General features: G+C 74.0%; 18 protein-coding genes. 8 read left to right on the forward strand and 10 right to left on the reverse strand.

The annotated features are described in order from the left end of the window. Nucleotides 1-9: 9 nt before the first annotated feature. Both ACL02O_RS17965 and ACL02O_RS17970 read left to right on the forward strand, forming a co-directional pair. Nucleotides 10-939, forward strand: coding sequence for a 5-oxoprolinase subunit C family protein (locus tag ACL02O_RS17965; protein ID WP_412819285.1), 930 nt, complete (start codon nt 10-12; stop codon nt 937-939). Further along, complete coding sequence (locus ACL02O_RS17970; protein ID WP_412819239.1) at nt 923-1,672, forward strand: LamB/YcsF family protein; 750 nt, start codon at nt 923-925, stop codon at nt 1,670-1,672. Before ACL02O_RS17965 ends, ACL02O_RS17970 begins: the two co-directional genes overlap by 17 nt. A 60-nt stretch (nt 1,673-1,732) precedes the next feature. Here ACL02O_RS17970 and ACL02O_RS17975 read toward each other — a convergent pair whose 3' ends face one another. The 6 genes from ACL02O_RS17975 to pdhA all read right to left on the reverse strand — a co-directional run bounded on the left by ACL02O_RS17975 (nt 1,733) and on the right by pdhA (nt 10,666). After that, nucleotides 1,733-3,568 carry an NHL domain-containing thioredoxin family protein gene (locus ACL02O_RS17975; RefSeq protein ID WP_412819240.1) on the reverse strand — a complete coding sequence of 612 codons (1,836 nt, stop codon included), beginning with the start codon at nt 3,566-3,568 and terminating at the stop codon, nt 1,733-1,735. Nucleotides 3,569-3,729: 161 nt separating this feature from the next. After that, a complete protein-coding gene (locus ACL02O_RS17980; RefSeq protein ID WP_412819241.1) occupies nt 3,730-6,330 on the reverse strand; it encodes an LppU/SCO3897 family protein in 2,601 nt (866 codons plus the stop codon). Nucleotides 6,331-6,680: 350 nt separating this feature from the next. Beyond that, the gene (locus ACL02O_RS17985; protein ID WP_013283356.1) at nt 6,681-6,818 is read right to left on the reverse strand and encodes a hypothetical protein; all 138 of its coding nucleotides are present in this window, start codon (nt 6,816-6,818) and stop codon (nt 6,681-6,683) included. A gap of 223 nt (nt 6,819-7,041) precedes the next feature. Beyond that, nucleotides 7,042-8,493 carry a dihydrolipoamide acetyltransferase family protein gene (locus tag ACL02O_RS17990; RefSeq protein ID WP_412819286.1) on the reverse strand — a complete coding sequence of 484 codons (1,452 nt, stop codon included), beginning with the start codon at nt 8,491-8,493 and terminating at the stop codon, nt 7,042-7,044. Between the two features lie 5 nt (nt 8,494-8,498). Beyond that, entirely contained in the window at nt 8,499-9,488 is a 990-nt protein-coding gene (locus ACL02O_RS17995; protein ID WP_412819242.1) for an alpha-ketoacid dehydrogenase subunit beta, read from the reverse strand. Continuing rightward, a complete protein-coding gene (pdhA, locus tag ACL02O_RS18000) occupies nt 9,488-10,666 on the reverse strand; it encodes a pyruvate dehydrogenase (acetyl-transferring) E1 component subunit alpha (RefSeq protein WP_412819243.1) in 1,179 nt (392 codons plus the stop codon). The genes ACL02O_RS17995 and pdhA overlap by 1 nt, the downstream gene beginning before the upstream one ends. 503 nt (nt 10,667-11,169) lie before the next feature. On the opposite strand from pdhA, the gene ACL02O_RS18005 reads away from it, so the two are divergent. Beyond that, nucleotides 11,170-12,072: a hypothetical protein gene (locus tag ACL02O_RS18005; RefSeq protein ID WP_412819244.1), complete on the forward strand. Its 903-nt coding sequence runs from the start codon at nt 11,170-11,172 to the stop codon at nt 12,070-12,072. A 33-nt stretch (nt 12,073-12,105) separates the two neighbouring features. On the opposite strand, the gene ACL02O_RS18010 is transcribed toward ACL02O_RS18005, so the two are convergent. Genes ACL02O_RS18010 through ACL02O_RS18020 form a run of 3 tightly spaced genes read right to left on the reverse strand, consistent with a single transcriptional unit; the run spans nt 12,106 to nt 16,885 of the window. Further along, the gene (locus ACL02O_RS18010; protein WP_412819245.1) at nt 12,106-13,329 is read right to left on the reverse strand and encodes a hypothetical protein; all 1,224 of its coding nucleotides are present in this window, start codon (nt 13,327-13,329) and stop codon (nt 12,106-12,108) included. Between the two features lie 38 nt (nt 13,330-13,367). Beyond that, nucleotides 13,368-15,026 carry a GTPase gene (locus ACL02O_RS18015; RefSeq protein ID WP_412819287.1) on the reverse strand — a complete coding sequence of 553 codons (1,659 nt, stop codon included), beginning with the start codon at nt 15,024-15,026 and terminating at the stop codon, nt 13,368-13,370. A 17-nt stretch (nt 15,027-15,043) separates the two neighbouring features. After that, nucleotides 15,044-16,885, reverse strand: a complete 1,842-nt coding sequence (locus tag ACL02O_RS18020; RefSeq protein WP_412819246.1) for an ABC transporter — start codon at nt 16,883-16,885, stop codon at nt 15,044-15,046. Nucleotides 16,886-17,093: 208 nt separating this feature from the next. On the opposite strand from ACL02O_RS18020, the gene dnaK reads away from it, so the two are divergent. From dnaK to ACL02O_RS18045, 5 genes are all read left to right on the forward strand, one after another. Then, complete coding sequence (gene dnaK / locus ACL02O_RS18025) at nt 17,094-18,947, forward strand: molecular chaperone DnaK (protein WP_412819247.1); 1,854 nt, start codon at nt 17,094-17,096, stop codon at nt 18,945-18,947. Nucleotides 18,948-18,995: 48 nt separating this feature from the next. Next, a complete protein-coding gene (gene grpE, locus ACL02O_RS18030; RefSeq protein ID WP_412819248.1) occupies nt 18,996-19,748 on the forward strand; it encodes a nucleotide exchange factor GrpE in 753 nt (250 codons plus the stop codon). A 79-nt stretch (nt 19,749-19,827) separates the two neighbouring features. Further along, nucleotides 19,828-21,015 carry a molecular chaperone DnaJ gene (gene dnaJ, locus ACL02O_RS18035; protein ID WP_412819249.1) on the forward strand — a complete coding sequence of 396 codons (1,188 nt, stop codon included), beginning with the start codon at nt 19,828-19,830 and terminating at the stop codon, nt 21,013-21,015. 30 nt (nt 21,016-21,045) lie between these two features. After that, nucleotides 21,046-21,486 (forward strand): heat shock protein transcriptional repressor HspR, encoded by a 441-nt coding sequence (locus ACL02O_RS18040; RefSeq protein WP_412819250.1) that lies wholly within the window; start codon nt 21,046-21,048, stop codon nt 21,484-21,486. Between the two features lie 192 nt (nt 21,487-21,678). Beyond that, nucleotides 21,679-21,888: a hypothetical protein gene (locus ACL02O_RS18045; RefSeq protein WP_412819251.1), complete on the forward strand. Its 210-nt coding sequence runs from the start codon at nt 21,679-21,681 to the stop codon at nt 21,886-21,888. A 124-nt stretch (nt 21,889-22,012) separates the two neighbouring features. Here the strand turns inward: ACL02O_RS18045 and ACL02O_RS18050 are convergent, their stop codons facing one another. Then, nucleotides 22,013-22,567, reverse strand: coding sequence for a DJ-1/PfpI family protein (locus ACL02O_RS18050; RefSeq protein ID WP_412819252.1), 555 nt, complete (start codon nt 22,565-22,567; stop codon nt 22,013-22,015). Nucleotides 22,568-22,709: the final 142 nt, after the last annotated feature.

The following is a 22,709-nucleotide window of genomic DNA, read 5'->3' on the forward strand; positions in this document are numbered from 1 at the left end:
GGTGGCGCCGTGAGCGGGTCCGCCCCCATGGTCGAGGTGCTCCGGGCCGGTGCCCTCACCACCGTGCAGGACCTGGGTCGGCCCGGGTACGCGCACCTCGGCGTCCCCCGCTCGGGAGCGCTCGACCCGGCTGCGCTGATGCTGGCCAACCGGCTCGTCGGCAACCCGGCGAACGCCGCCGGCCTGGAGATCACCCTGACCGGTTGCGAGCTGCGCTTCAGCCGCGCCGTCACCGTGGCGCTCACCGGCGCGGAGGTGGCCGTCCTGGTCGAGCGACCGGCGGTAGCCCGGCCGGACACGGTCGTCGGGCCGCCCCCCGGCGGCCGCCCGGTCGAGCGTCGGCCGGGCGACGTGGGCCGGCCGCTCTCCCTGCCGGCCGGGACGGGGCTGCGCATCGGGGCGGCCCGTACCGGCCTGCGGACCTGGCTCGCCGTCTCCGGTGGTGTCGCGGTCGAGCCGGTGCTCGGCAGCCGCGCCACGGACACCCTCTCCGGTCTCGGCCCACCCCCGGTACGCGACGGCGACCGGCTGCCCCTCGGGCCGGCCATCGCCCCGCCCGGCCCGGTCGACCTCACCGTCGTCCCGCCCGTTCCCGCCGAGCTGCGGCTGACGCTGAGACTCGGCCCCCGGCACGACTGGTTCGGCGACACCGCACTCGGCCTGCTCTTCGGCACCGCGTACACGGTCAGCCCACTGAGCAACCGGGTCGGCGCGCGACTGGTCGGCGCGGCCCTGCCTCGCGCGGTGGCCGGGGAGCTGCCCAGCGAGGGCCTCGTCCTCGGCGCGGTGCAGGTGCCGCCGGACGGCCAACCGCTGATCTTCCTCGCCGACCATCCCACCACCGGCGGATACCCGGTCGTCGGGGTGGTGGACGACGTGACCCCGCTCGCGCAGGCCCGGCCAGGGACTACGGTGAGGTTCCATGGACCTCAACGCTGACCTCGGCGAGGGATTCGGCATCTGGCGGCTCGGCGACGACGAGGCGCTGCTGGCGCTGATCACCTCCGCCAACGTCGCCTGTGGCTTTCACGGCGGCGACCCGTCCACCATGCACCGGGTCTGCGCCGCAGCGGGCGCCCGGGGGGTCGCGGTGGGTGCCCAGGTCGGCTACCGGGACCTCGCGGGCTTCGGGCGGCGGCACATCGCGTACGACTTCGCCGAACTACGTGACGAGACGATCTACCAGATCGGGGCGCTCGACGGCTTCTGCCGCCTGTTCCGCTCCCGGGTCCGCTACGTCAAGCCGCACGGCGCGCTCTACCACGCGGCGGCCTGCGACGAGGCCCAGGCGGCCGCGCTGGTCGCCGCGGTCAGCAGCTACGACCACGAACTGCCGCTGCTCTGCCCGCCCGGCTCGGTGCTCGCCCAGCTCGCCGTCGGCGCCGGGCTGCGGGTCGTTGCCGAGGGCTTCGCCGACCGGAACTACCTGCCCAACGGCCAGCTGGTGCCGCGTACCGCCGCCAACGCGCTGGTCAGCGATCCGGAAGAGGTGGCCACCCGGGCCGTGCGGATGGCCACCGAGCGGACCGTCGTCGCGGTCGACGGCAGCGTGGTCCCGTGCCAGGTCGAGTCGATCTGCCTGCACGGGGACACCCCCGGCGCGGTGCGCTCCGCCGAACTGGTCCGGGCCGTCCTCATCGACGCCGGGGTCCCGCTCACTCCGTTCGCGTGAAATGAGCGGGCCGCCGGCGATGGCGGCAGGGCCCCCGCCCGACGAGCGGGGGCCGCGCGCTCAGGCGTCGTCCATGCCCCGCAGGATCAGGGGGAGGCGGCTGGCCCCGCCCTCGACCACGCGTACGGGGACGCCCCAGTCCTGCCGGGTCAGGTGGCAGGCGGCGTGCTCGACGTCGGCGTCGCAGGTGGCCGCCTGGGCGGTCACCTGGAGCACGCCCTGCGCCACCGAGCCGTCGACCACCAGCCGGCGGGACAGGTCGGTGGTCGTCCCCGCCCCCTCGATCAGCAGCTCCGGCGGGGACGCCGAGACCACCAGCCGGGTCGACGGCCCGTACGTCTCGTCCAGCTTCTGCCCGGGCGCGGGCGTGAAGATGACGTCCAGGGTCAGGTCGCCGGCCGCCACGTCGGTCGGCTCCCGCTCCAGCTTGTGCCGGGGGCCGTCCACCGTGCTCGCGCCAGCGGCGGTGAGCGCGCCCGGGGCCAACCGGGTCAGCCGGTGCGCCGCCGACTCGACCACCAGCACGTCGCCCTCGGCGGTGAGCACCAGGCCGCTCGGCTCGGCCAGCCCGGCCGCCACCGTGCCGACCTGGCCGGTCTCCGGGTCGAACCGGCGTACCGCGCCGTTGTACGTGTCGGCGATCAGCACCGAACCGTCGGGCAGCGCGCACACCCCCAGCGGGTGCTGCAACAGGGCCCGCTCGGCCGGCCCGTCCACGTGCCCGAAGTCGAAGAGCCCCTGACCGACGGCGGTGCTCAGCACGCCGTTCTCGACGTACCGGACGGCGCTGGTCTCGCTGTCGGCGATCCAGAGCCGGCTGCCGTCGGCCGAGACGGACAGGCCGGAGGGCTGGGCCATCCAGACGTCCGGCAGCGGCCCGTCGCGCAGCGCCTCGACGGTGGTCCCGGCGTACACGCCGGCGGTCCGCTTGACCGGGTCGAACCACCAGAGCTGGTGGATGCCGGCCATGGCGATCACGATCTTGTCGTTGTACCAGGCCACGTCCCAGGGAGAGGAGAGGTCGACGGAGGTCGCGTCGTGCGCGTGGTCGTCGATCGTGGAACGCCACTGCCGGCCGGTGCCGGCGACCGTGACCACCTCGCCGGTGTCGAACCGCACGCCGCGCAGCAGGTGGTTGACCGTGTCCGCGACGACCACGTTGTACCCGGCCACCTCGGCGACGTGCGGGGGAAGCAGGCAGAGCCCCTGGGGCTCGGAGAAGGTGGCGCTGTCGGCCGGGCCGTCGGCGTGGCCCCGGGTGCCGGACCCGATCCGGCGGACCACCTTCTCGCCGTCGGGGGCCAGCTCGACCAGGGAATGCCGGGCCGAGTCGGAAACCAGCAGGTTGCCGCCGTCGAGCGCCACGACCTTGCCGGGGAACCGCAGCGTGGTCTCCGGCTCGGCGGGCGGGACGTACGGGCCCTCGCCCCGGTGCAGGGTGCCCTTCGCCTCGTGGGTGGCGATCAGGTCGTCGATCAGCTTGGCCAGCCCCTCGGCGTGCCCCTCGCCGGCCATGGTGGCGACCACGTAGCCCTCGGGGTCGACCACCGCCAGGGTCGGCCAGGCCTTCGCCGCGTACTGCTGCCACATGTCCAGCTCGGGGTCGTCGAGCACGGGGTGGTGCACGCCGTACCGCTCGACGGCCGCAGCCAGGGCGTCCGCGTCCTTTTCGTGCTCGAACTTGGGCGAATGCACGCCGATCACGACCAGCACGTCGCCGTAGCGCTCCTCCAGTGGGCGCAGCTCGTCGAGGACGTGCAGGCAGTTGATGCAGCAGAAGGTCCAGAAGTCGAGGAGGACGATCTTGCCGCGCAGGTCGGCCAGGGTGACGGCCTTCCCACCGGTGTTCAGCCAGGCCCGACCCCGCAGTTCGGGGGCGCGTACGCGTGCGCTCATGCCCCCATCGTGCCGCACCGGCGGCGGCCGGCCGCCCGACGGGGTGGTGGAGAGGTGTACGTGACAGCCGGCGAGGTTGTGCGACGGAGGTGACCGCTCACCGACCCCGCTACGCACGACGGCGGGGCCACGGAAACCGTGGCCCCGCCGTCGAGGATCTGTCAGCTGCCGGCCGGCTTGAGGCAGAGCACCCGGTTCCCCTCGACGCCCTTGAGCGACACGGTGGGCTGCGTCGGGTCGGCGCACTTGTCCTTGCTGTCGACCTTCGAGACGACGGTGAACGCGCCCTGTTCGCCACAGTCGGCCGCCGCCGCGGTCGTGCCGGACTGCTTGATGCAGGAGCCCACGGCCGGGTCGAACGGGGCTGCCTTCCCGTGGTCGCCGCCGAGCTTGCCGAGCAGCGCGAGCGCGCCGAGCGGAACGGCGAGGATCAGCACCGCCGCGATCAGCACGAGGGCCAGCACCCTGCCGTTGCGCACCTTCGGAGCGGGCGCCTCGGTCTGCGTCTCCGCCTCCGGCTTGAAGGCGTCGAAGCGGCCCTGCTCCGGGTCGCCGGCCGGGCCCTGCTGCCAGGGGGGCGGGGCCTGCTGCGGCGGTGGCGGGAACGCGGCCGGGAAGCCACCCGGCGCGCCCTGCCCCTGACCCGGCACGGCGACGGCGGCCCGGCCACCGGCCGGCGCGCCGAACTGGTCCGGCTGTCCGCCGGGCGCGCCGAACTGGTCGTGCTGGCCAGCCGGCGTGCCGAACTGGTCCGGCTGTCCGCCGGGGCCGCCGAACGGACCCGGGCCGTCGAACGGGTCGCGCTGGACACCGGGACCGCCGAAGGGATCGCCGGGCGCGCCGAACGGGTCCCCGGGGTGCTCGGCGCTCTGCGGGTGCACCCCGTTCACCGGGCGGTTGTTGCCGGCCGGATCGACGAAGGAGGGCATGCCGGTCGGGAAGGGCGGCGGACCGGCGGGCGACGACGGCGGGGGAACCTCGCCGAAGGCGTTCGCCCGCTCGGGCTCCTCCATCCGGGACTGCGGGCCGTGCTCGTCGAAGCGCGGCCCCTGCTCCGGGTAGCCGTTCGGGGCGTCCGGCCCCGCGCTCTCCTCGTCCTCGCTGCGGGTGGGCCGGCCGTACACCCGAGGCTGCGGGGCCGGCACGCCGGCCCCGTGCAGCTGCTGGTCGGTCGGGGGCGTCACCCGGCTGGCCACCGGCACCGAGGCGCTGGCCGAGACGGTCCCGGACTCCGGGGAGGTGCGCGGCGCGGGTACCACCGGACCGGCCGGCGACTGCGACTCCTCGTGGGTCGGCTCGGGCGTGCCCCAGGCGGCCCGCTCCGGCTCGTACCCCTGCGGGCCGTGCTCGGCCGACTCGGCGGCCGGGCCGAACGGGCCCGAAGGCATGTAGTCGGAGGGCGGCGAGGCGGCCAGGGCGGCTCCCGGCACGCGCTGCTCCTGCGGCGGCAGCGGCACGGCGTTCGCCGCGGAGATGCCCGGGCCCGGCGCCGGCTCGTAGACCGGCGCGTCCTCGGCGCGGTTCGGCTCCCAGCCGTTCGACGCCGACTCGGCCGGCTCGGCCTCGGCGGCCCGGCCCCACGCCTCGCCGGGTGCCCATGGCTCGGCCTCCGGGATGGTCGGGCGCTGGGGCGGCGTCCACTGCGCCGGGTTGTCCTGGTTGCCGCCCCACGCGGGTGGCGAGTCGGGGGACGGCACGGAGGCGCTGGCCCGGGCGGGCGACTCCGCCGGGGCCCAGGCACCGGCCTCCGGCCGGTCACCGGACGTCGGGGCGGCGGCGGCCCAGCCGGGCTGCGCCGGGTCGTCCTGGTCACGCTGCGGCGCGGCAGCGGCGTCGCCCCATGCGGGGCGCTGCTCGTCCGAGGCACCCCAGGCGGGCTGCTGCGGGGAGTCGGCGGCCCGGCCCGCGGCCCAGCCGCCGGAGCGGTCCGGGTCCGCGTCGCGCGGACCGGCGGGTTCGGCCTCCCAGCCGCCGGAGCGGGCGGGGTCGTCCTGCTGCGTGCCGGCCGCCCAGCCGCCCGAGCGGGCGGGGTCGTCCGGCGCGCCCCAGTGGTTGTCACCCTGGCCGGGCACCGGGACCTTGGCGGCGGCGCGGGCGGCCGGCTCGGCCCAGGCCGGCGCCGGCTGGTCGCCCTGCTGGCCCCAGGCCGGCTGCTCATCCTGCTGCGGGGCGTTCCAGCCGCCGGAGCGGTTCGGGTCGTCCTGCTGCGCGGCGGCGCCCACGGCCCAGCCGCCGGAGCGGTTCGCGTCCTCCGGCTGCGGCGCGGCCGGCGTGGCCCAGGTCTCGTGCGGCACGGTGGCGGGGGCGGGCACCTGCGCGGCGCCGCGGCTGCCCGGCTCACCCGGCTGGGCCCAGGTCGGCGGCTCGCCGTGCGAAGCCGGGGCGGGCCAGGCGGGCGCGTTGTGTTCGGCCGGGTTGCCCCAGGCCGGTGGCGTCGACTCGCCGGGCGGGGCCCAGGCGGCCTGCGGAGATCCGCCCCAGGCACCCGGTTCGGCGGGTGCCGGCACCTGGGCGGAGCCACGGTTGGTGACGGGCTGACCTCCCGGCGGAGCCCAGGCGGGCGGCTGGTCGTCCGGTGTCCAGGCCGGGGTCGGCTGGGCGGGCTGACCGGCCGGCGGGGGCGGAGCCCAGCCGAGGTCGGGAGCGCCGGAGTACCCGTTGTCCTGCGGGGCCGGGCGGTCGCCGTACGGCGCCGGTCCGCCGGCGCCCGGCGACACCTCGCCCGGCTCCTGGCCAGGGCGGTGCGGGGCCTCGGACGTCATGGGTGCGCCTCCTCCATCACATGTCGGCCACCGATGCCGATCGGGACCGTCGGCATGGTCGCCGGCGTTGCCGGCGGGGTACCGGCCGTGCGGGCTCCCCGCACCGTATCCGGTGGCCGCCTGGAGGCGCCCTGGGGAGCACCGGCCGTCACTCACCGTCGCCGGACACTGGCGATCGGTTTCTCTCGTCGCGATCGGTCCGGAGGTGGGCGGGTGGCGACCGTGCCCAACCGTACCGGGCGGTGCGGCGAGGTGGAATCCCGGTGTCAATCGACGTGAAACGCCGAAGACCCGCCCGGTCACACCGGGCGGGTCTTCGAACTGGAGGAGGTGAGGAAAGTAGGGGGGCGTCAGCTCATGTGACGCTGGGCGATGGCGAGGAGCTCCTCGCGGACCGCGGGCGAGTTGGCGGAACGCAGGGCGTGCTCGATGGCGCGGGCACGGCGGTTGGCGTCGCGGCGGGTGCGGATTCGCTCGATCATGCTCATCTTGGGTCTCTCCTCCTGGCTATTCGGTTGTCAGCCCCTTGATGTCTCTATTGAACCGCAGAGCACGCCCAACTTCCATCGATTATTAGGTGAGCTGAGCCACGTACCTAAGGATCGTAGGTCAAGAACCCCATGTTGCCGAAGATTTCGCCCCTCAACGGCAACGGCCGGTGTGCCGGGTGTTCACCCGATGCACACCGGCCGTCGCCGGAGCGATGGACCGTCAGGTCCAGGCGAGCAGCGCCGCCTCCGGATCGGCGAGGAAGTCCCCGACGTCGCGGAGGAACTTCGAGCCCAGCTCGCCGTCGATGATCCGGTGGTCGAAGGAGAGCCCCAGCGTGGTGACCAGGCGCGGCTTGACCTTGCCCTTGTGCACCCACGGCATCTCCCGGACCGCGCCGAAGGCGAGGATGGCCGACTCGCCCGGGGGCAGGATCGGCGTACCGGTGTCGACGCCGAAGACGCCGACGTTGGTGATGGTCAGCGTGCCGCCGGACATGTCGGCCGGGGAGGTCTTCCCCGTCTTGGCGGTCTGGACCAGCCCGGTCATCGCGTCCGCCAGCTCACGCAGCGAGAGCCGGCCGGCGTCCTTGATGTTCGGCACGATCAGGCCGCGCTCGGTGGCCGCCGCGATGCCCAGGTTGACGTACTCCTTGACCACGATCTCGTCGCCGGTCCAGGTCGAGTTGACCATCGGGTGACGCTTCACCGCGAGCAGCACCGCCTTGGCAACCAGCAGCAGCGGCGAGACGCGCACCTCGCGCCACTCGCGCCGCTCGCGGAGCCGGTCCAGGGCCTTCATCGCCCGGGTCACGTCGACCGTCAGGAACTCCGTGACGTGCGGGGCGGTGAACGCCGAGCGCGACATGTTCTCGGCGGTGAGCTTGCGTACCCCCTTGACCGGGATGCGCTGCTCGCGGTCCGCGCCGAAGCTCGCGGCCGCGGTGGTCGGGGCCGTGACCGTCAGCGGCTCGGCCGACGCCGGGGTCCCGCTCGCCGCCTGCTGTACGTCCTCCCGGGTGATCGAGCCGAGCGGGCCCGAGCCGGTCAGCCCGGCGAGGTCGACGCCGAGGTCCTTGGCGAGCTTGCGGACGGGCGGCTTGGCCAGCACCGGCCCGGTGGCGCGGCCGGTGCCGTTCGCCGCCGGGGCGGGCGACACCGGTGCCGGGACCGGCGCGGCCTGGACCGGCGCGGCCGTGCTCCCGGCCGGCGCCGTGGCCTTGCGCGGGCGGCGCTTGGCCGCGGTGGTCCGCGGGCCGTAGCCGACCAGCACGGCGGTCCGACCACCCGGGGCGGCACCGCCGATCAGGCCCGGCTCGACCATGCCCTCCTCGGGCGCGATCTCGACGGCGGCCAGCGAGGCGGCCGACGGGGTGGGCAGGTCGGCGGCCGGCGCGCCGGTCGTCGACTGCTCGACCGGCCCGGCGCCCGGGTCGGTGTCGATCGCGATGATCGGGGTGCCCACCTCGACGGTGGCCCCCTCCGGGTGGAAGATCGCCTGCACCTGGCCGGCCCACTTCGCCGGGATCTCGACCGCCGCCTTGGCGGTCTCCACCTCGACGATCGGCTGGTTCAGCTCGATGACGTCGCCCACCTTGACCAGCCAGGCGAGGATCTCGCCCTCGGTCAGGCCCTCACCCAGGTCGGGAAGGTTGAACTCCTTGATCCGCGACATGCCGATCACCAGCCGAAGGTGCGGTCGACGGCGTCGAGCACCCGGTCGAGGTCGGGCAGGTACTCCTCCTCCACCCGGGCGGCCGGGTAGGGGGTGTCGAAGCCGGTGACCCGCAGCACCGGGGACTCCAGGGAGTAGAAGCACTCCTCGGTGATCCGGGCCGCGATCTCCGACCCGAGGCCCAGGTTGCCCGGAGCCTCGTGGACGACCACGCAGCGGCCGGTGCGCCGCACCGACTCGTACGCGGCGGTCAGGTCCAGCGGGGAGAGCGAGCGCAGGTCGATGACCTCCAGCTCCCGGCCGTCCTCGGCGGCGGCGGTGGCCGCGTCCAGCGCGGTCCGCACCATCGGGCCGTACGCCAGCACGGTGGCGTCGGTGCCCGGCCGGGCGACCCGGGAGGCGTGCAGCGGGTACGCGTCGGCGAGCGGGGCGTCCAGCTCGACCGGGCCCTTCTCCCAGTAGCGCCGCTTCGGCTCCAGGAAGACGATCGGGTCGTCCGAGGCGATCGCCTGCTGGATCATCGAGTACCCGTCCTGCGGGTTCGCGCAGGTCACGACCTTGAGGCCGGCGGTGTGCGCGAAGTACGCCTCGGGCGACTCCGAGTGGTGCTCGACCGCGCCGATGCCGCCGCCGTACGGGATCCGGATGACCATCGGGATCCGGACCTTGCCCTGCGAGCGGTAGTGCATCTTCGCCACCTGCGACACGATCTGGTCGTACGCGGGGTAGACGAAGCCGTCGAACTGGATCTCGCAGACCGGCCGGAAGCCGCGGATGGCCAGGCCGACCGCGGTGCCGATGATTCCGGACTCGGCGAGCGGGGTGTCGATCACCCGCTGGTCGCCGAAGTCCTTCTGCAGGCCGTCGGTGATCCGGAAGACGCCGCCGAGCTTGCCGACGTCCTCGCCCATGATGACGACCTTCGGGTCGTTTTCCAGGGCCTTGCGCAGGCCGGTGTTGAGGGCCTTGCCGAGGGTGAGCGTCTCCGTGGCCATCAGTGGGCGCTCCCCTCGAACGACTCCATGTACTTGCTGAACTGGGCCCGCTGCTCGTCGAGCTCGAGGGACCCGTTGGGGTAGACGTGGTCGAACATGCTGACCGGCTCCGGGTTGGGCATGGCGAGCACCCGCTCGCGCAGGTGCACCGACTCGGTCCGGGCCTGCTCGTCGACCTCGGCGAAGAACGACTCGTCGGCGATCTGCTGCTTGGTCAGGAACGCCTTCATCCGGGCGATCGGGTCCTTGGCCTGCCAGGCCTCGACCTCGCTGGCGATCCGGTAACGGGTCGGGTCGTCGGAGGTGGTGTGCGCACCCATCCGGTAGGTGTACGCCTCGATCAGGCTCGGGCCCTGGCCGTGCCGCGCGTTGTCCAGCGCGTGCCGGGTCACCGCGTACGACGCGAGCACGTCGTTGCCGTCCACCCGGACGCCGGGGAAGCCGAAGCCGCCCGCCCGCTGGTACAGCGGAACTCGGGTCTGCCGCTCCAGCGGCTCGGAGATGGCGTACTGGTTGTTCTGGCAGAAGAAGACCAGAGGGGCGTTGAAGACGCTGGCCCAGACGAAGGACTCGTTGACGTCGCCCTGGCTGGTGGCGCCGTCACCGAAGTAGGCGATCACCGCCTCGCCCTCGTCGCCGCCGGTCTTGCCGTCCATCGCGACGCCCATGGCGTACCCGGTCGCGTGCAGGGTCTGCGCCCCGATCACGATCGTGTACATGTTGAACTTGAACTCGTTCGGGTCCCAGCCGCCCTGGTCGACGCCGCGGAACAGGCCGAGCGGCATGATCGGGTCAATGCCCCGGCAGTAGAGGACACCGTGCTCGCGGTAGGTCGGGAAGGCCATGTCCTGCGCGCGCAGCGCCCGGCCGGAGCCGACCTGCGCCGCCTCCTGGCCCAGCAGGCTGGCCCAGAGGCCCAGCTCGCCCTGACGCTGGAGCGCCGTGGCCTCGGCGTCGAGCTTCCGGACCAGCACGAGGTCACGGTAGAGCCCGCGGTACTCCTCGTCGGTGAAGTCCACCCGGTACTCGGTCCCGTCCGGGCCGAGCGCGCTCTCGATCCGCTCGCCGTCCGGCGTGAGCAGCTGTACGAGTTCCGGCTCGCCCGCTACGGCGGCGCGCTTGGAACGGGGTGCGGCCCGCCTGCTGCGGGCGGCGGCCCCGGGGTCGCCCTTTGCCATCCGTCTCTCCCTGTCTGGTCTGCGCCGGCCGGGGGGTGACCCGTGCCGCGCACATCGTGCGCCCGCCCGGCTGGTGCCGGGTCGGTCCCTGGCGGCCGCGCCTAGCCCCGGTGAGGGTTGCCGCGCGGCGTGAGCCGGGGTCCGTCTCATGAACCCGGCCCGGGAGCGCCGGCGTCGTTCCGCACCAGCCGCGGGGTGCGCGGAGGTAGCGGCTGCGTTGCCGTCGTGCCTGAATGATTGCAGAGGAGGTGAGCGGGCCCACAGTATGGCCTCCCCTGCCTGTGACGTTCGATCGGGTTCGCGACGGATGAACGTTTTGTCGCCTCGGGGCCCGCCGGCCGACGGACAAATTGTGTGTCGACACGCGGTGGCGACTGGTGAACTGAGCGTCACTGGTTCAAGCTGACTGGTGCCTGGGTGGGTGTTAAACGGCCTTTGTCCGGTTCGATGTCTGACGCCTTCCGTCGGGTTTGCCGCCGGGTCGACGTGCGAGGAGTGTGCCGGTGTCCGAGCCAGCAGCAGGTCCGGGTACGCCGCTCCTCGGCCGCCACCGGACGGCCCCCCGGCCCGGCTACCGCCGGGTGATCGGGGCACACCGCGCGGCCGGCACCGGCGGTCCGACCCGGGGCTATCTGTTCACCGTGGCGCTGCTCGCAGGCACCGCGTCCATGCCGATCCTCGCCGCGTTCAACGCCGGCTCGGCAACCGTCGGCAACAGCGCGCTGCCGGACGGCGGCAGCCCGTTCATCCCGACCCCCTCGGTCGGGCCGGTGGTGGTTCCGCTGCCCAGCGGCAGCCAGCCGCCCCTCCTGCCCACCAGGGCGCCCGCGATCGGCCCGGCCGCCACCACCCCGCCCGCAGCCCTGCCGCTGATGCCGGCCGCGCCGGTGCTGCCGAACGACCCCGATCTCGGCTCGGCCTGGCGACCCCGGCCGGCCGTACCACCGCCGCCCGCCCCCGGGCCCACCCCGACCACCGCACCGGTCCCGTCGCCGACCCCCTCGCCGTCGGCCTCCGAACCGGCCACGCCGGACCCGTCAGCCACCCCGACAGCCGAGCCGACCAGCACGTTCGCCAGCCCGGCCGGCGACCCGACGGCCACCGCCGGCGCCCCGCCCGACGGTCCGCCGCCGGCCAACCCACCCCCGGTCGATCCGCCCGCGCCGACCCCCAGCCCCAGTGCCGGACCGGAACCCAGCGCCAGCGCGCCGGGCCCGCACCACCGCCCGGGCAGGTCGCACCCGCCCGCCGGCCACCGCCCGGAGCGGGCCGGGCCGCCGGTGCCCACCCCGGTGCCGCACCGCCGGCTGCCGGTCGCCCCCGTGGTCCTGCCCAGCCCGCATCCCTCGCCGCTGCCCACCGGCACCGTCCGGGCCCGTGGCACGGGCGCGGCAGCCGGCACCTGAGCCGCCCGCGCGGCCGGAGCGGGGCCGGTGGGCTCAGGCCGGGTCGTCTGTGAGGCGGTGCCGGTTGGCCTCGATCCAGGCGTCCAGGGCGGCCGGGTCGTCCGGGTCGACGCCGTCCGCCATGAGCTGCGCGACCGCGGCCGTCGCCGGGCTGCGCCGCTCGCCGGTGCTGTAGAGGCGGGCGAACTCGGGGACCAGTTCCCCGATCGCCTCGTCCGTCCGACGGGCCGCGGCGTCCGGCAGCCCCCGCCTGCGGGCCGCGTACGCCGCCCAGCCGCGCAGCACCCTCGGCAGCATCGCCGCGTCGTCCATGTCCAGTACGGCCCGACGATGCACCCAGTCCAGCAGGAACAGCTCGGCGACGGTCGGGCTCCACCGCATCGGGTCGGCGTCCGGGAAGCTGGCCGCGTGGTCCAGCAGCAGGCCCAGGCAGAAGTGCAGCGAGGGCAGTTCCGCGTCGGTCACCGCGTCCAGGCCGAGCCGGCGGGCCTCGGGCGAGCCGAGGAAGCTCCGGACCAGCCGGGTCCGCTCCTCGTCAGAGGCCGGCGGGACCTCCCCGGCGTCGGCCGCGCCGGGCCGTCCGGGCAGCACCGCCAGCCGCGCGCCGACCAGCGCCCGATCGGTGGCCAGCGAGCCCTGGGCCGGCAACTCGCCGAGCTGGTCGGTGATCGCCAGGTGACGGCTCACCTCCGCGTGCATCCGGGCCGGGTCCTCGGTGCGGAACCAGGTGAACTCGTCCTCGGTGCAGATCTCCCGGGCCTGCTCCACGATCCGTCCGGCCGGACCGCCGACGAAGACGTCCTTGGTGATGCCGATGTTGTGGTCGACCAGCGCGACGAGCGCGTGCTCCGGGCCGCCCTCGACGTCGTCGTACGCGAAGGTGGCCAGGTAGGAGGTCTGGTCGCCGTACACGTCCCCGTACGCCCAGGTGCCGGTGAGGCGTACCCGGCCGAGCTGGGCGGCCCAGGACGGCGTGTACGCGCCGGCGCGGACCCGGCCGGCGCCCTCGGCGTCCGGAACGAGGGCGGCGAAGACGGCGCGGATGGTGGTGGCGGCGGCGCTGCGGCGGCGGGAGGTGGCGGCGAGGAACCCGGTCACGAACTCCCGGACGGCGGTCTCCCGGTCGGACTCGGCGATGGCGTAGACGCTGCCCAGCAGGGCGGCGCCGAGCATCTCCGCGTCGAGGGCGGAGTCGAGCCTCGTCACGTCGCGAGCGGCGTGCAGCACCGCCTCGAAAGGGGTCTGTGGCGTGGCCATGCACCGACCCTACGCCCCCTCGTCCGCGAGGACACCGGTCAGCGCCGGGCGGCGTCGCGCAGCGCCTCCCGGGCGTCGGCGTAGCGGGCCAGCACGGCCCAGACCGGGTCCAGCACGTACTTCTCGCCGACGCTGCCCACCGAGGTCAGCAGCCGCTGCTCGGCCCGCAACCGGGCGCGGCGCGCCGCCCAGCCGACCAGCGGCCGGGTCAGCGCGGCCACCAGCAGCCCGGCCAGCAGGCCGCCGAGGAGCAGCACGGTCGGCCAGGGCACCTCGCCGAGCTTCGGGTAGTCCGGCGCGGGCAGGCCGAGCACGCGCAGCGCGTACCCGAACACCAGCCAGCCCAGCCCGGCCGCCGCGGCGAGCGTGACCAGCCACTGGAGCCCGCCGACCACCCGCCACCAGACCGGCCGGCCGGCCATGCCCAGGTCGGTGGCGGCGACCGCGTGGTCCAGCGCGTCCGGCAGGTCGGCCAGCCGGGACCGGGCCGCCGTGGTCACCGTGGCCGGCCAGGGCGCCGGCAGGTCGGCGGCGGAGCGGTCGGCCACCGCGCGGATGGCCAGGTTGAGCGCCGAGCGCTGCGCGGCAGTCGGATCGGGTACGGAGGTCGCCGCCACCAGGCTCTCCGCCGGCGCGTCGGGATTCCCGCCGGGCAGGTGCAACCGGCGCAGCGGGTCCGGCCGGAGCCGCCGCCAGCCCCGGACCAGCGGCCAGCCGGTCGAGCCGCCGGCCCGGTGCCGGTAGGCGGCCTCGACCGCCTCGGCCACGGTCGGCACCCCGGCCGTCCCGGCCAGCGCCGAGGTGAGTTCCCGCGCCGAGGCGTCGCCCGGCCCGGTGCGCGGCGGCTCCGGGCCGACCAGCGGCTCCAGCCCGTCCACCACGATGTCCACGTCGCCGGCCAGCCGACGCAGGGCGGCCTGCCGTTCGGCGACGGTCCGCGCCAGCTCGGCGCGGAGGCCGTCCAGCCCGACCGGGTCCACCGCGACGGTGGGCAGCAGCGGGACGCCCTCCAGGCCGTCGGCGTCGAGCAGCCGGCGCAGGTCGTCGAGGACCTTGGGCAGGTCGGCCGGGGGGAGCCGGTCGACCTGGTTGAGCACCACCACCGTGACGTCCTTGTGCCGGTGGAACTCGCGCAGGTAGTTGGTGTGGATCACGCGGTCGGCGTACTTCTGCGGGTCGACCACCCAGACCACCAGGTCGACCAGGCCCAGCAGCCGGTCCACCTCCAGCCGGTGGGTCCGCTGCACCGAGTCGAAGTCGGGCAGGTCCAGCAGGACCAGGCCGTGCAGGTCGGACTCGTCGTCGGCGTCGAGGGCGCTCTCCCGGACGAACCGGTGCCGGGGCAGCACCCCGATCCAGTCGAGCAGCCGGGACGCGCCGTCCAGCGGCCCCCAGACGCAGGCGTGCGCCACCCCGGTGGTGGGCCGGCGGACGCCGACCGGCGACAGGTCCAGCCGGGCGAGGGCGTTGAACAGGCTCGACTTGCCGCTGCCGGTCGCCCCGGCCAGGGCGACCACGGTGTGGTGTCCGGAGAGGGCGAGCCGGGTCCCGGCCCGCTCGACCACGGTGTGCGCGGGGACCAGCCGGCTGTCCGGCACCAGACCGTCCGCGGCGCCGAGGAAACGCTGGACCGCCTGGAGACGGGCGATCAGGGCGTCCGGGTCGACCCGCTGCTCGCCCCGGAACGCCTCCCGCATCCGGCCGACGATGTTGCTCACCGGCCACCGTCCTGGTCGGCCGCGGGCAGTGCCGCGCCGGCCGCGCCGGACAGGCCGCTGCGGTGCCGGGCCTTCTCCACCTCGACGGCGGCCCGGCGCAGCGTCCCGCCGGTCTCGGCGGCCGGACGGGCGGCCCCGGTCCGGTCGAGGAACCGGGCGGCCTCCTCCGCCAGCAGCGTCGTCACCCGGTCGAGCAGGTCCTCCCGGGCCTTGCTGGCCAGGTTCCGCACCGCCTGGTCGCCGAAGATCGCCTGGAGGACCGCCTGGGCGGCCACGGTGGTGCCGGCACCGGTGGCGACCTCCAGCCCGGTCGGGATGAAGGCGGTGGAGGCGAAGACCGCGATCATGACGGCCAGTCCGGTCGCGTTGACCGCGTACGCGGCCGTACGGGCCACGAAGCGGCGGTCGCCGCCCTCGGCCCGGACCAGCTCCAGCACACCGCGCTGCCAGTCGCGGACCATCCGTTCGGCGCGTTCGGCGAAGTCCGCCGAGGCGTGCGCCAGCTCCGGTTCGAGCAGCGCCGCCCCGGCCGGGTGCGCCTTCCACCCGGTGTACGCGTTCTCCGCGGCCTCGGTGGCCACCCCGCGTAGCAGGGTGACCAGCTGGGACTCGATGGCGGTCCGCAGTTCGGCGGCGGGGGCGGGACGGCCGGTGACCGCGGCGACCATGCGGTCCCGCAGCCGGCCGATCCGGGCCTCCAGGGTGCGGAAGAACTCGCCGGTGCCGACGAACTCCTGCCAGCGGGCCAGCACCTCGCCGCGGAGCAGTCGACCGTCCTTGAGCCCGTGGTCGACCGTCCGCTCCGCCGCCCGGTACGCGGCCCGGACCCGCTCGTCCAGCGCGTCGGCGGCCGCCACCTGCTCGTCGGCGGCGTCGGCCAGCGCGTCCACGGTGGGGTGCAGGGCGCCGATCGCGCCGTCCAGGGTCTGCCGGACCACGGCCGAGCGGGCCTCGGCGTCCGCCGCCAGCCGGCCGAACCAGGCACCCAGCGGGGCGGTGACCCGGTCGGGGAGCAGCCCCTGCCCGTCGACCCAGGTCTCCGGCAGCACGAAGAGCGGCGCGGCGCCCAGGTCCTGGGCGGCGAGCATCTCGGACAGGTGGGCGGCGATCTCGTCGGCCGCCTCCGGGGGCACCCGGTCGAGGACCATGGCGATCGCGGTGCCCCGGGCCCGGGCGCTGCGCAGCAGCTCCCACGGCACGGCGTCGGCGTACCGGGCGGCGGTGGTGACGAAGAGCCAGAGGTCGGCCGCGGCCAGCAGTTGCCCGGCGAGCGCCCGGTTGGCGTCGACCACCGAGTCGATGTCGGGCGCGTCGAGAAAGGCCAGCCCGGCCGGGAGTGCGGGGGCGGTGACCAGGTGCAGGGTGCCGGGCTTGTCGCTCGGCTCGTTGGTGCGGGTGAGACCGGGCAGCAGTTCCCCCTGCCGGAACCAGGCCGAGTCGGCCGGGTTGCAGACCAGGACCGGGGAGCGGGTGGTGGGGCGCAGCACCCCGGCGGCGCTCACCCGGGCCTGGACCAGGCTGTTGACCAGCGTCGACTTGCCGGCACCGGTGGACCCGCCGACCACCACCAGCAGCGGAGCGTCGAGTCGGGCGAGCCGGGGCAGCAGGTAGTCGTCGAGCTGGTCGGTGAGGCCGGTGGCGGTACGTCGGGCCGGCTCGGCCGAGGGTAGGGCCAGTGGGAAACGGGCCGCCCCGATCGCGGCCCGCAGGTCGACGAGCGCGGCGGGCAGGCCCTCCGCGCTGGTGGCGGGCCGGTCGTCGTCCCCGGTGGCGGATCCGCTGCGGGCTGCGACGGCGGGCGCGCCGGAACGGGTGGCGGAATCGCCATGCGTCGTCACCGCTAAAGCGTGCCCGACCGACGCAAGGTAAGACAACCGGACGGTAATAACGGTCAGGTTGCGTCGGGTCGACTCAACCTCGACTTGCGGTTTGCCGACGGCGTGGCACTATTGAGTCAAGTTCACTCAACTTGTGGTGCGGTCGCTGCGGGCGACCCGCCGGGCAGGCCCGTTGACCTGCTCACCGTTACGAAGCGAGGAAGCGAACATGGCACGTGCGGTCGGCATCGACCTCGGCACGACGAACTCCTGCGTCAGCGTTCTCGAGGGCGGTGAGCCCACCGTCATCGCCAACGCTGAGGGCTCGCGGACGACCCCCTCGATCGTCGCGTTCGCCCGCAACGGCGAGGTGCTCGTCGGTGAGGTCGCCAAGCGCCAGGCGGTGACCAACCCCGACCGGACGATCCGCTCGGTCAAGCGGGAGATCGGCACCAACTGGACCGTCGACATCGACGGCAAGAAGTACACCCCGCAGGAGATCTCGGCCCGCACGCTGATGAAGCTCAAGCGGGACGCCGAGGCGTACCTGGGCGAGCAGATCACCGACGCGGTGATCACCGTGCCCGCCTACTTCAACGACGGCCAGCGCCAGGCCACCAAGGAGGCCGGTGAGATCGCCGGCTTCAACGTGCTGCGGATCGTCAACGAGCCGACCGCGGCCGCCCTGGCGTACGGCCTCGACAAGGGTTCCAAGGAGCAGACCGTCCTGGTCTTCGACCTGGGTGGCGGCACCTTCGACGTCTCGCTGCTGGAGCTGGCCGAGGGCGTCATCGAGGTCAAGTCCACCAGCGGTGACAACCACCTCGGTGGCGACGACTGGGACCAGCGGATCATCGATCACCTGGTGAAGACCTTCCGCGGCGAGCACGGCATCGACCTGTCCCAGGACAAGATGGCCATGCAGCGGCTCAAGGAGGCTGCGGAGAAGGCCAAGATCGAGCTGTCCGCCGCCACCACCACCAACATCAACCTGCCGTACATCACCGCTGGTTCGGCGGGCCCGCTGCACCTCGACGTGACCCTGAGCCGCGCCGAGTTCCAGCGCATGACGCAGGACCTGCTGGACCGCTGCAAGGGCCCGTTCGAGCAGGCCGTGAAGGACGCCGGGATCAAGGTCTCGGACGTCGACCACGTCATCCTGGTCGGTGGCTCGACCCGGATGCCGGCCGTGACCGAACTGGTCAAGCAGCTCACCGGCAAGGAGCCCAACAAGGGCGTGAACCCGGACGAGGTCGTCGCCGTCGGTGCTGCCCTCCAGGCCGGTGTGCTCAAGGGTGAGGTCAAGGATGTCCTGCTGCTCGACGTGACCCCGCTGAGCCTGGGCATCGAGACCAAGGGCGGCATCTTCACCAAGCTGATCGAGCGCAACACCACCATCCCGACCAAGCGCTCCGAGGTCTTCACCACGGCGGACGACAACCAGCCGTCGGTGCTGATCCAGGTGTTCCAGGGCGAGCGGGAGATCGCGGCCTACAACAAGAAGCTCGGCACCTTCGAGCTGACCGGCCTCCCGCCGGCGCCGCGCGGCGTGCCGCAGATCGAGGTCACCTTCGACATCGACGCCAACGGCATCGTGAACGTGCACGCCAAGGACCTGGGCACCGGCAAGGAACAGAAGATGACGATCACCGGCGGCTCGTCGCTGCCGAAGGACGACATCGAGCGGATGCGCCGCGACGCCGAGGAGCACGCCGAGGAGGACAAGCGTCGGCGTGACGAGGCGGAGACCCGCAACCTGGCCGAGGCGCTCCAGTGGCAGACCGAGAAGTTCCTCGCCGAGAGCGGCGACAAGCTGCCCAGCGAGAACCGCGACCAGCTCAACGAGGCTCTCGGCGACCTGCGCAGCGCCCTCGGCGGCCAGGACATCGACAAGATCAAGGCGGCCCACGAGAAGCTGGCCCAGGTCTCTCAGCAGGCCGGCTCGCTGCTCTACTCGCAGCAGCAGGGCGAGGCGGGCGAGCCGGGCGCGGCCGGGCCGGGCGCGGGTGCGACCGGTGGCCCGCAGGCCGGCGGCGCCGACGACGTGGTCGACGCGGAGATCGTGGACGAGGACAAGAAGTGACGTTCCGTCCCGGACACGTTCTCGACCACAGAGGGATGAGGTAACCGCATGACGGAGAAGCCACGAGCCGCCGACCCGGACTCCACCGGGTCGGCGCCGGGTGGCTCCGCGACCGCCGGGCAGGGTACCGGCGACGAGCCGCGGGTCGTCATCCGTGACAAGCGCAAGATCGGCAAGAGCACCGAGAAGTCCGCGTCCGACGCCGCGGCGGCGGACGCGGCGTCCGACGTGCCGGCCGAGGGGTTGGTCGAGGAGACCGAGGTCGTGGTCGACGAGATCGAGGTCGAGGACCCGGTCTCCGGCCCGCCCGTGGTCGACGCGCCGGCTGAGCCGAGCGAGGAGGCCGCTCCGGCGGCCGTGCCGGCCGGGCCCGAGCTGGACGTGCTCCGGGCCGAGCTGGACGAGCGGACCAGGGACGTCCAGCGGGTGTCGGCGGAGTACGCCAACTACCGCAAGCGGGTCGACCGGGACCGCAACCTGGTCCAGGAGCAGGCGACCGGCTCGGTGCTGACCGCGCTGCTGCCGATCCTCGACGACCTGGACCGGGCCCGTGAGCACGGTGACCTGGTCGGGCCGTTCGGCTCGGTGGCCGAGCAGCTCACCGCCGCGCTGGGCAAGTTCGGGCTGACCGCGTTCGGCGAGCAGGGCGACCCGTTCGATCCGACCCGGCACGAGGCGGTGGCCCACCAGACCTCCGCCGACGTGACCGAACCGACCTGCGTGCAGGTCATGCGCCGGGGCTACCAGCTCGGCGAACGGCTGCTGCGGCCCGCCCTGGTCGCGGTCGCCGACCCGGAGTAGTGCCGACCCGTGACGTCCCGCCCGCCCGCACCGGGCGGGCGGGACGACCGGGGTACGTCCCGTGGAAGGGGGTGGACCGGTGAGTTCCAAGGACTGGATCGAGAAGGACTACTACGCCGCGCTGGGCGTGGAGAAGTCCGCCTCCTCGGACGAGATCAAGAAGTCGTACCGGAAGCTGGCCCGGGAGTCGCACCCGGACCACAACCCCGGTGATCCGAAGGCCGAGGAGCGGTTCAAGGCCGTCTCCGAGGCGTACGCCGTGCTCGGTGACGAGAAGAAGCGCCGCGAGTACGACGAGATGCGGTCGCTCTTCGGCTCCGGCGCGTTCCGCCGCAACGCCCGCGGCGGTGGCCAGCCGGGTGGCGTGCCGTTCGACGTCTCCGACCTGTTCGGCGGGGCGGCCGGCGGCGAGGCCCGGTTCGGCGGTGCCGGCGGTGGCCTCGGCGACCTGTTCAGCTCGCTCTTCACCGGCGGGGGCGCCGGTGGCGCGACCCGCGCGCGGGGCCCCGCGAAGGGCCGGGACGTCGAGGCCGAGGTGGCCCTGGACTTCGAGGACGCGGTGCGCGGGGTCACCCTCCCGCTGACGCTGCGCGCCCCCGGGGTCTGCGACACCTGCCACGGCAACGGCGCGAAGCCCGGCACCTCGCCGGTGGCCTGCCCGGTCTGCCACGGTGCCGGGGTGACCACCCGCAACCAGGGGTCGTTCAGCTTCTCCGAGCCCTGCCGCAACTGCCAGGGCGTCGGCACGATCGTCGAGGAGAAGTGCCCGGAGTGCCACGGCACCGGCGGGGTGACCAAGACCCGGACGCTGAACGTCCGCTTCCCCGCCGGGGTGGCCGACGGCCAGCGCATCCGGCTGGCCGGCCGGGGTGAGCCGGGCGAACGGGGTGGCCCGGCGGGCGACCTGTTCGTCCAGGTCAAGGTCCGCCCGGACGAGCTGTTCGGGCGCACCGGGGACGACCTGACCCTGACCGTGCCGATCACGTTCGCCGAGGCGGTGCTCGGCACCGATCTGCGGGTGCCGACCCTGGACGGCACGGTGACCCTGCGGGTGCCGCCGGGTACTCCGAGCGGTCGGGTGCTGCGGGCCCGGGGCAAGGGCGTCGTACGCAAGGACGGCCGCGCCGGTGACCTGCTGGTCACTCTCGACGTGGTGGTCCCGGCGACGGTGTCGGACGAGGCGCGGGCGGCGCTGGAGGCGTTCGCCGAGCAGACCCCACCGGCCGCGCGGGAACATCTTGAGGCGCGGGTGCGTCGATTCAGTTGACGCGTGGGAAGGCAGCGGAGGTGAGCGGGGATGTCGGAGGAGTTCGTCGGCTCGGGTGACCCTGCCTACGAGGCCAAGGTGCTGATGATCTCGGTCGCGGCGCGGATGGCGGGGATGCACCCGCAGACCCTGCGCCAGTACGACCGGCTGGGCCTGGTGCAGGCCGGCCGGGCGGCGGGCGGTGGGCGCCGGTACAGCGTCCGGGACGTGGTGCTGCTCCGCGAGGTGCAGCGACTCAGTCAGGACGACGGGATCAACCTGGCCGGGGTCAAGCGGATCATCGGGCTGGAACGGCTGCTGGAGGAGGCCCAGCAGCGGGTGGCCCGGCTGGAGGCGGAGTTGGACGCCGCGTACCGCCGGATCGCCGAGCTGGAGTCGCTGGGTGGGTTCCCGCGCGGCGACCTCGTGCCCACCAACCGCACCTCCACGGCGCTCGTCGTGTGGCGTCCCCGCCGTACCCCGGGCCGCTGACCGGGACGCTCACCTGAGTTCACGATCTTGGGCAGTTGCCGTTCGCCACGAACGGCAGCTGTCCAAGATTCGTTTCCGGGCTGTTCCCCGCGAGCGGTTCGGGGAAAGGTCGGCGGCGGTGGTGGCCCGTCCGCTAGCCTCGGAATTAGGCCCAACCAGGTCAATCCGGACGCCGAGCTGGCAGGGGGAGCCATGGCGAAATCGGCGAAGAAGGTGGCACAGCAGGCGGAGGACCGGCTGGAGAAGGTGGCCGAGAACGTCCGCGAGCGATTCGACCAGGTCACCGAGGGCCGCTTCACCGACAAGATCAAGGACGGGCGCTTCGCCGACCAGGTGGACCACGGCATCGACCGGGCCAGAGCCGACGAGCAGCGCAAGAAGCAGGGCGGACCGACCAGCTGACGATCCGTCGGCGTGCGGGCCGGGACCCACGGGGGGTCCCGGCCCGTTCGTCGGCTCGGTTCGGCGGCTCAGGTGGCTGCCGATCTGCGGGCCGGCTGGGCGGCCTGCGGGGGCGACGTCCTCGTCACCTCCGGGACCGGAGGATTCGGATGAACTCCCGCATCCACGGCGGATTGTCCGCCCACGACCGGCCGGACACTTGAAGGCCGTCGACCAGCGCCTCGGTGTCGACGAACTCTGCACCGGCGGCCCTGATGTCCGGCGCGAGCGCCGGGTAGGCCGAGGCGCGCCGGCCGTCGAGCGCCCCTGCGGCCGCCATGATGAGCGGGCCGTGGCAGAGGTGGGCGATCGGCTTGTCCGCCTCAACGAAATGCCGGACGATCCGCAGGCATTCTTCGTTGTTACGGAGGTACTCGGGGGCCCGGCCGCCGGGCACGACCAGGGCGATGTAGTCGGCCGGGTTCACGTCCTCGAACGCCATGTCGGCCGGAAAGGCGTATCCGGGCTTCTCGGCGTACGTGTCGAAGCCCTTGACGAACTCGTGGATGACGAACTGGAGCTTCCTGGCGGCCGGTGCAGCCATGTGAACGTCGTACCCCTCCTCAATCAATCGCTGATAGGGGTACAAGACCTCCAGCGACTCCGCCGCATCGCCGGTGATCAGTAGCACCTTCTCCATGATCGCTCCTGTTTCCCGTAATGCTCTGCCGCGACCCGCCCGACGGGCACCGGGCTCCGCGGGTTTCTCAGCCAGCCCGCGTGGAACGATATCGGCTGAATATGTGTGATGAGGGTATTTTGCGGGAAGGTGGCAGGCGGCT

Source organism: Micromonospora mangrovicola (assembly GCF_047200535.1).
Lineage (GTDB): Bacteria > Actinomycetota > Actinomycetes > Mycobacteriales > Micromonosporaceae > Micromonospora.